Genomic DNA, 7461 nt, shown 5'->3' with positions numbered 1-7461 from the left:
ATAGGGACTCGTAGTCCTCAAGGCTTTGTTCGAACTTTCTTTCACTCTTCACTATAATCTAAAAATAGAAAATAGAGGAGAACATCATTCGTCAATGATGTTCCCCTCTAATCTTAGTATGTTTTTACGAATAAACGGTGTTCCAGAAGTATCTTCTTCGAAAAATGAGCCCAAATTTTACAAAAATTTGAGTAGCAATTTTCGTAAATTCCTTCTTGTTTCTTGAAACTGACCATGTCTGTCACAACTTCATTGTTTTAAGGTAGATCAGTGAAACGTTCGACTTTCATTTTTAATTTATACTTTTTACGGAGTTCGTTTATTTGGGCCATCATTTCGGATTTGTGATGCTTTTCGATTGCTTCTTCATCTTTCCAACGGTCGATCAGTAAAAGAGATTCTGGATCTTCTAGTGGAAAGTAATAGTCATATTTCTCGTTTCCTTCTTCTGCGCGAATCGCTTTGACAATGTTTCTTTCGACCATTTCTTCTGCAAATTTTCTGGCTTGTCCATTTGTACTTGTATACAAAATATTCACTGTGATACTCACTAAATCCCCTCCTGAAAAAATTCTATCACTAGTATATCACGGTGCCAGAAATTATTATTCAAGATATGATACACATTTTTTCCGTAATGCTACGGAAATATATATTTTGAATAGAAAACGCTTACAAGTTATGCTTGATTTATAAAAATAAAAGGAGTGATTGATTTATGAAAAAAGCATTGATTATTTGTGCCGCAGGAATGTCATCATCGATGATGGCCTCAAAGACAACGGATTTGTTTAAGCAAAAAGGAGAAGAGGTACTCGTAGATGCAGTTTCAGCTACAGAAGGCGATAATATGATTAAGAATAGTGATTTTGATTTATTTCTGATCAGCCCGCAAACGACGATGTTTTTGGATAAATTCAAAAAATTAGGAGAATCTGTTGGAAAGCCTGTTGTTAGTATCCCTTTCCAAGCGTATGTCCCAATCCCTACAGGCATCCAGAAGTTAGCAGAGGTGATCGAAGAGAACATATGATGGAATAGGAGTGGATGATAATGAAACAGAAGGAAAAATTGCTGTTGAGATATTTGATTGATCACAGGAAGGAGTATGTCACCAGTCAACGTTTAGCTTCTGAATTGTTATTATCTGATCGGACAATCCGTAATTACTTGCAGCGGATCAAAGAGTTAGTAGAAGAAAACGGAGGTAAGATCCTTGCTAAACCAGGTTATGGCTACCAACTGCACATCTTGCAGAGATTGACATTTGATCTGTTTTTGAGTCGGCAAGAAATAGTACCGGGATATGCTAGAGAACCTCAAGGATTTTGTGAGTCGGAAGACCGACAAAAGTATATATTGAATCAACTGCTTTTGGAAGATGCCATTCTTTTTATGGATGATTTGGCAGAAGAGCTTTATATCAGTCGTTCTAGTTTGACAAAGGACATGCAAGCAATCAAAGAGCGGTTGATTCCTTATTCACTAAAAATTGTTTCTAAGCATGGTCAAGGGATATGGATCGAAGGGGAAGAAAGAAATCGACGGCATTTTATCATGGATACTTTTTTCGGGAACCATTGTGGAAATTCATTGAAAGAATATTTAGGACAAAGTCGCTTTTTCACAGACATCAGTTTTGAAGAGCTAGTGATCATCATTCTCGATGAAACAAGAGAAGCTAAGTTAAAAGTTTCTGATTTTATCATACAGAATTTGTCCTTACACTTGGCTTTGGGAATCAAACGTCTACGAGAAGGGTTTGAAATCAAGGAACTAGGTATCGAACAAGAAGTTTCTGATCGAGTAGAGTACCAAGTGGCGCAACGCATTGTTCAACGTATTGAGGTAATCGCGGATGTATCGTTTCCCCAAGAAGAAATTGCTTATTTGACTTTACACCTTATGGCTAAGTCAAATCATAGAGAAAATAAAAATGATCAGGAACTATCAAAGGAAGTAGTGAAAGTTTTGAAGCGATTGTCTCAGGAATTTCGTTTTTCATTAATAGAGGATCACCAGCTTTTCAATGGACTGCTTGATCATTTGTCACCAATGATGATTCGATTGAGCCGAGGCATTCGCATTGAGAACCCTCTGACTGAAGAGATAAAGAAAGAAAATCCCAAAGTTTTTGAAGCAGTAAAAACACATTTCAGCAACATGCCGGCTTTGGAAAAAGAAAGAGCTACGCATAAGTTACATGCGTTGATCATCTGCGCAATAGGTTATGGCAGTGCTCAATTATTAAAGAATCGTGTGATCAGCGAATTTGGAAAGAATATTACAGTGGTAAATGTAAAAGGCTATTATGAGATCAATGAAACAACTTTAAAAGGAATCGACCTGATTATTTCTTCTATTGATCTTTCGACAATGTTTTTTAAAATTCCAGTTTTACATGTCAGTATTTTTTTGAATGAAGATGATGTTCATAAAATACGAAAGGTAATTGGTGAATCCATACCTTATCATTCCTCAGATCGACCGATACCAGTATTTTCTCTACAGCAAAAAAAGCAGATTTACACCGAGCAGCTGTCTGAAAAATTTTTCAAGACTTATACGTACGAACCAAAAAAAGAAGAAGTTCTTCATGATTTGTTGCAAAAGCTGAGCATAAATGAAGAAGAAGGATATATAAGAGAAATGCGAAAGCAGATCCAGCAACGTGAAAGTATGGGACAAATCATATTCAGTGATACAGTGGCAGTCCCACATCCCGCTGTTCCAGTTGGAATCGAAACAAAGGTAGCCGTTGCATTGATTCCTTCAGGGATGCAATGGAATCAGTATCAAGGAATCCATTTTGTTTTTCTAGTTTCGCCTTCTTATATCGAAAATGAAGGAATTACGGTCGTGACCAAAGCAATCGTTAGGTTAGTTGACCAGCTAAACGTGCAACAGGAAATCTTAGCTGAACCTATTTTTGAGAATTTCAGCAGTAAATTTATCAAACTGATCGAATAAGGAGGATAACAGGTGGCTGAAAAAATAAACAGTGAAACGCTACAAGTGACGTCTTTTGATATCATTTTTCATAGCGGAAATGCACGAACACTGATACATGAAGCATTTCGCTCGATGCGTAAGGAGATGTTTGAAGAAGTAGAAGAGAAGTTGCGACAAGCAAATGAAGAGATTCTTCATGCGCATCAATCACAAACTCAACTTCTGAAAGAATATGCTAGTGGGACAAAAATAGAAATGGAAATTATCATGGTCCATGCACAAGATCATCTGATGACGACGATGACATTATTGGAAGTTGCACAGGAAATGAATTATTTGTATCAAAAAAATAAATAGAAAGGAAGATTTATTGTGCAGGATACAGTAAAAAAGAAAAACGAATTAGAAAAAAAGCAACTTAGTTTGAAAAACATGTATTTCAATCGTTATCTGTTCGTACGCTATCTGACTGCCTTTTTCTTTTTCATGAACATGCAATGGATGATTCTGCTTCTATCAGCTAAAAGTTTAGGAAGCAGTTTACCAATGGTTCTACTTTTAGCTATTTTGCCTGCAGTAGGAGAACAAGTAAAGCTTTATCGAAAGCACCAAACAAATGTTCCATGGACAAAGCGGTATTTTTTGTTTCAGGGTGTCTGCAATATATTATTGATTCCAGTGTTGTTCACCTCAGGATTTACACTCTTGTATCCTTTTATGGCAAATAACAATAGAGGACAGCTATTTGTTTTCATTCTTATTGTAAGCGGTATTTTTGTCAGTGTATTTATCCAGTATCGTTTAAAGAAAATTTCGCTCAATCAAGATCAGCAGTATATCCGTATAAAACAATATGAAAAAGCGTTGTATTTAGGAAAGGAGAATAATTAATGTTTGATTTTTTGCAGAAATACCTGATGGGACCTATGGGGAAAATTGCGCAACTTAAAATCGTTCGGGCTGTCATGGCAGCGGGGATGGCTTCTATTCCTTTCACGATTGTAGGTTCGATGTTTTTGGTTTTGAATATTTTGCCATTACCGTTCCCATTTTTAGAAGGATTTTTTAATGCAACTTTTTTCAAAGTTAGTGACTTGTACATGATCGTCAATACAATGACGATGGGGATTTTATCTATTTACTTTGCCATTGTGTTTGCTTATGAATTAACGTCAATTGAACGAGATGAACAAAAGTTGAACGTCAATCCGCTCACGGGGGCATTACTATCTGTTTTTGCATTCTTTATGTGTATCCCTGAATTGATCATGACTGATGGTAAAATCAGCTTGATTGCTTCTATCAATGAAACAGAAACTGTAGTAAATGGGATACGGATGGGCTCTTTTGTCGAACGTTTAGGAACTTCAGGAATCTTTACAGCTATTATTATGTCGATTATTGCGGTCGAATTGTATTGTATGTGTGTCAAAAGAAATTGGGTCATAAAAATGCCAGATGTTGTTCCGCCAGGAGTTTCTCGTTCTTTCACTGCTCTGATCCCAACATTTGTCATTGCGTTTGTGGTGATGATCATCAATGGATTATTAGTTGCGCTAGGAACGGATATCTTCAAAATGATTGCTATCCCATTTGGGTTTGTTACGCAGCTGACAAATACGTGGCTTGGTGTCATGGTAATTTATTTCTTGATCCATGCATTGTGGATCGTAGGAATCCATGGAGCGAATATCATCACTTCTTTCTTGACCCCAATCGTATTAGCTAATATGGCAGCTAACGCACAAGGCGCAAATTATCCGTTGGCAGGAGAATTCAACAATTCTTATGTAACCGTTGGTGGATCAGGTGCGACCTTAGGATTGATCATCTTTATTGCATTCCTCGCGAAATCTGATCAGCTGAAAGTGTTAGGAAAAGCCTCTCTTGTACCAGGACTATTCAATATCAACGAACCAATTATTTTCGGGATGCCAATCGTTTACAATCCCTATTTAGCGGTTCCGTTTTTCTTAGCACCGATGGCTTCTGCTACACTCGCTTATTTTGCCATTCGGCTGGAAATCGTTAAACCGATGCTTGCACAGATGCCGTGGCCTTCGCCAGTTGGAATTGGCGCATTTGTCGGCAGTGGGGGTGATTGGAAAGCGGCTGTGCTAGCTGTCTTTTGTGCAATCATCGCATTCATTATCTGGTTCCCATTTATTAAATTCTATGATAATAAATTATTGAATGAAGAAAGAGAAAAGGCAGCAGAATTAGCTAGTGAAAAGTCAGCTAACTGATTTCTAAGAAAATAGAGCGTGGGACAAAAGTAAAGAACACTTTTGTCTCACGCTCTAAACACGTATAAACGGCGGAATCAGAAGCAACTCCTTCGGAAATAAGATGGAATTCACAAAAATTTGAAAAGTAATTTTCGTGAATTCCTTCTTATTTCTTGGAATTAAACGCTTCTGTCCCAGCCTCTATTTATTATAGTCAATATGATTCGAACGAAGTATCAAGGCAGAATACCGAGCGACTAAAACAAACCTAGACATGTGAATATCAGATAAACGACTAGAAAAAATAGAGCAACCCTTCCGCCTAAGCGCGCGAAAAACTTAGTCTGATGCTTCCGACTCATCAAGTAAGAAAAAAGTAGCAGTAACCATCCAACAATCGATGCATCAACTGGCAAATGGAGATTTCTAAAAATAACGACCCCCATTTTGCCACTTTGCAAATTCAAAGTTAGAAAAATGACAGAAAAAAGAGAAAGAAAAAAGATACCGTTTGCTAAGTTGAAAATTTTTTTCATAATAACCACCTTTATATTATTGAAAAAACAGGAATAACAAACTAAAAGCAACGATAGAAGAACCAGTAAGCAAAACGAATGATAGCGCTATCTTTAAGAGGCATGATAAAGAAACAATAAAAATTAACGCAGTTCCGGCAACTTTTCTTGATAATTCCATAGACGGGACGCTATGAAAAGTTTTCTTTTCATAGCGTCCCGTCCACTAGAACATAAATAACATTACTCTTCAATCAACCGCTTCACGATTGCATAATCCCCTTCATAAGGTTCATCTACACCATTGATTTTTTGATAGGGATCAACCCCTTTTCCCGCAATGACGACTGAATCCTGCGGAGTACTTTCTGCTAAAGCACGTCGAATCGCTTCAGGACGGTCCATTTCATAATGAACGATCAATTCTGGATTAGTAATTGCTTCATTGATTTCTTCCGCGATTTTTTGCGGATCTTCAAATGCTGGGTCATCTGCCGTCAAAAAGGCAACGTCAGCTGTTTCTGATAGCACTTTTCCAAAATCATGTCGACGGGAGATTGCTTTGTTTCCTGGGCTGCCTAATACAACAATTACACGACCATCTGGATGTTCATTTTTGGCAAATTCCAGCAATGTTTTCAAACTTAGATAATTATGTGCGTAGTCCACATAGACATGCGCCCCATTTGTTTGGATCAATTGATCCATTCGACCTGGTACACGAGCTTCTTTTAATCCGGCTTGTGCATCTTGACTGGAAGCACCGGTTAGTGCTGCGGCAATGATCGCACTGGCTGCATTTTCTTGATTGAATCCTCCGGCCAGCAAAATATCATAAGCAGTATCGCAGATAGCTAAGTGATCTTGACGAGAAGATAAAGTAAACCCGTGGGTACCTTTGTCTGAATAGATCACTTGATAATTGCTTTCTTCCGAACGGCCATAAGTGATCGTTGGGATCTGGAATAGATCGGCGGTTTCTTTAAGCAAATCAAAATAGTCACTTTCGTGATTCAAAACAACTGTTTTTGAGTTTAAGATCAATTGACGCTTGCAATAGAAATAATCATCGAATGTTGGATGTTCGATCGGACTGATATGGTCAGGCGAGATATTCAAGAAGATTCCTACATCTAAAGTCAACCCGTACACACGTTGTGTTTTGTAAGCTTGAGAAGAAACTTCCATCACTAGATGAGTCATACCATTTTCAACTGCTTCTGCCATCATACGATATAAATCTAATGACTCAGGCGTTGTTAAATGGGATTTGAAATACGTTTTGCCATCTAGCGTTGTATTCATCGTAGAAAGCAATGCAGTTTTTTTATTCGTTGTGTGATCCAAGATTGCTTTAGTAAAGTACGCAGCAGTTGTTTTACCTTTTGTTCCAGTGAATCCAATCACTTTCAATTTATTTTGTGGATAGTCGTAAAAGGCCATAGCAAGAAGTGCCATTGCTTTACGGATATCCGTCACAATGATTCCTACTGCTGAATTTTCGTATGGCTGCTCTGATACGTAATATTGGATACCTTGTTCGATCGCTGAATCCAAATATTCTTCTTTGAAATTCATTCCTTTACAGAAAAACAGAGTAGAAGCATCAGCTTTTCTTGAATCATAACTTAACTGAAGAAATTCAGCTTTTTCTGGTACATCAAGATGCCAGCCTTTTGTTGAAACAAATTCTTTTAATAGATGTTCTTTTAATAGTAAATGACGGATGTCTTCTAAAGAGAAGCTCATTGATTGATCCCTCGCTT

At 37.4% G+C, this 7461-nt stretch carries 8 protein-coding genes; 5 read left to right on the top strand and 3 right to left on the bottom strand.

The window, feature by feature from the left end:
- Positions 1–257: 257 nt before the first annotated feature.
- Positions 258–551 carry an antibiotic biosynthesis monooxygenase family protein gene (locus tag OZZ83_RS13010; protein ID WP_002285944.1) on the bottom strand — a complete coding sequence of 98 codons (294 nt, stop codon included), beginning with the start codon at positions 549–551 and terminating at the stop codon, positions 258–260.
- Between the two features lie 167 nt (positions 552–718).
- Here OZZ83_RS13010 and OZZ83_RS13005 point away from each other — a divergent pair, with 167 nt between their 5' ends.
- The 5 genes from OZZ83_RS13005 to celB are packed head-to-tail and all read left to right on the top strand — an operon-like array spanning position 719 to position 5198.
- The gene (locus OZZ83_RS13005) at positions 719–1033 is read left to right on the top strand and encodes a PTS cellobiose transporter subunit IIB (protein WP_002310819.1); all 315 of its coding nucleotides are present in this window, start codon (positions 719–721) and stop codon (positions 1031–1033) included.
- Between the two features lie 20 nt (positions 1034–1053).
- Positions 1054–2970: a BglG family transcription antiterminator gene (locus tag OZZ83_RS13000; protein WP_325066086.1), complete on the top strand. Its 1917-nt coding sequence runs from the start codon at positions 1054–1056 to the stop codon at positions 2968–2970.
- A 12-nt stretch (positions 2971–2982) separates the two neighbouring features.
- Positions 2983–3309 carry a PTS cellobiose transporter subunit IIA gene (locus tag OZZ83_RS12995; protein WP_002285954.1) on the top strand — a complete coding sequence of 109 codons (327 nt, stop codon included), beginning with the start codon at positions 2983–2985 and terminating at the stop codon, positions 3307–3309.
- Positions 3310–3324: 15 nt separating this feature from the next.
- Positions 3325–3843, top strand: a complete 519-nt coding sequence (locus tag OZZ83_RS12990) for a hypothetical protein (protein ID WP_002310821.1) — start codon at positions 3325–3327, stop codon at positions 3841–3843.
- A complete protein-coding gene (gene celB / locus OZZ83_RS12985; protein ID WP_002310822.1) occupies positions 3843–5198 on the top strand; it encodes a PTS cellobiose transporter subunit IIC in 1356 nt (451 codons plus the stop codon). Before OZZ83_RS12990 ends, celB begins: the two co-directional genes overlap by 1 nt.
- A 239-nt stretch (positions 5199–5437) precedes the next feature.
- Here celB and OZZ83_RS12980 read toward each other — a convergent pair whose 3' ends face one another.
- Together OZZ83_RS12980 and OZZ83_RS12975 are read right to left on the bottom strand one after the other, a co-directional pair.
- Positions 5438–5716 carry a hypothetical protein gene (locus OZZ83_RS12980; protein ID WP_252706890.1) on the bottom strand — a complete coding sequence of 93 codons (279 nt, stop codon included), beginning with the start codon at positions 5714–5716 and terminating at the stop codon, positions 5438–5440.
- 222 nt (positions 5717–5938) lie between these two features.
- A complete protein-coding gene (locus OZZ83_RS12975) occupies positions 5939–7444 on the bottom strand; it encodes a UDP-N-acetylmuramoyl-L-alanyl-D-glutamate--L-lysine ligase (RefSeq protein WP_104835567.1) in 1506 nt (501 codons plus the stop codon).
- Positions 7445–7461 lie beyond the last annotated feature (17 nt).

Origin of the sequence: Enterococcus sp. E5-162, assembly GCF_035725965.1 — a bacterium.
In the GTDB taxonomy this organism is placed as follows: Bacteria; Bacillota; Bacilli; order Lactobacillales; family Enterococcaceae; genus Enterococcus_B; species Enterococcus_B lactis.
The sequence above is the reverse complement of the archived record's forward strand: the minus strand, read 5'-3'. Positions and strand labels throughout refer to the sequence as shown.

What these genes read in the sequence shown, in the direction of transcription:
- OZZ83_RS13005 (WP_002310819.1), top strand. Translation starts at nt 719, where the DNA reads ATGAAAAAAGCATTGATTATTTGTGCCGCAGGAATGTCATCATCGATG.
- OZZ83_RS13000 (WP_325066086.1), top strand. Translation starts at nt 1,054, where the DNA reads ATGAAACAGAAGGAAAAATTGCTGTTGAGATATTTGATTGATCACAGG.
- celB (WP_002310822.1), top strand. Translation starts at nt 3,843, where the DNA reads ATGTTTGATTTTTTGCAGAAATACCTGATGGGACCTATGGGGAAAATT.
- OZZ83_RS12980 (WP_252706890.1), bottom strand. Translation starts at nt 5,716, where the DNA reads ATGAAAAAAATTTTCAACTTAGCAAACGGTATCTTTTTTCTTTCTCTT.
- OZZ83_RS12975 (WP_104835567.1), bottom strand. Translation starts at nt 7,444, where the DNA reads ATGAGCTTCTCTTTAGAAGACATCCGTCATTTACTATTAAAAGAACAT.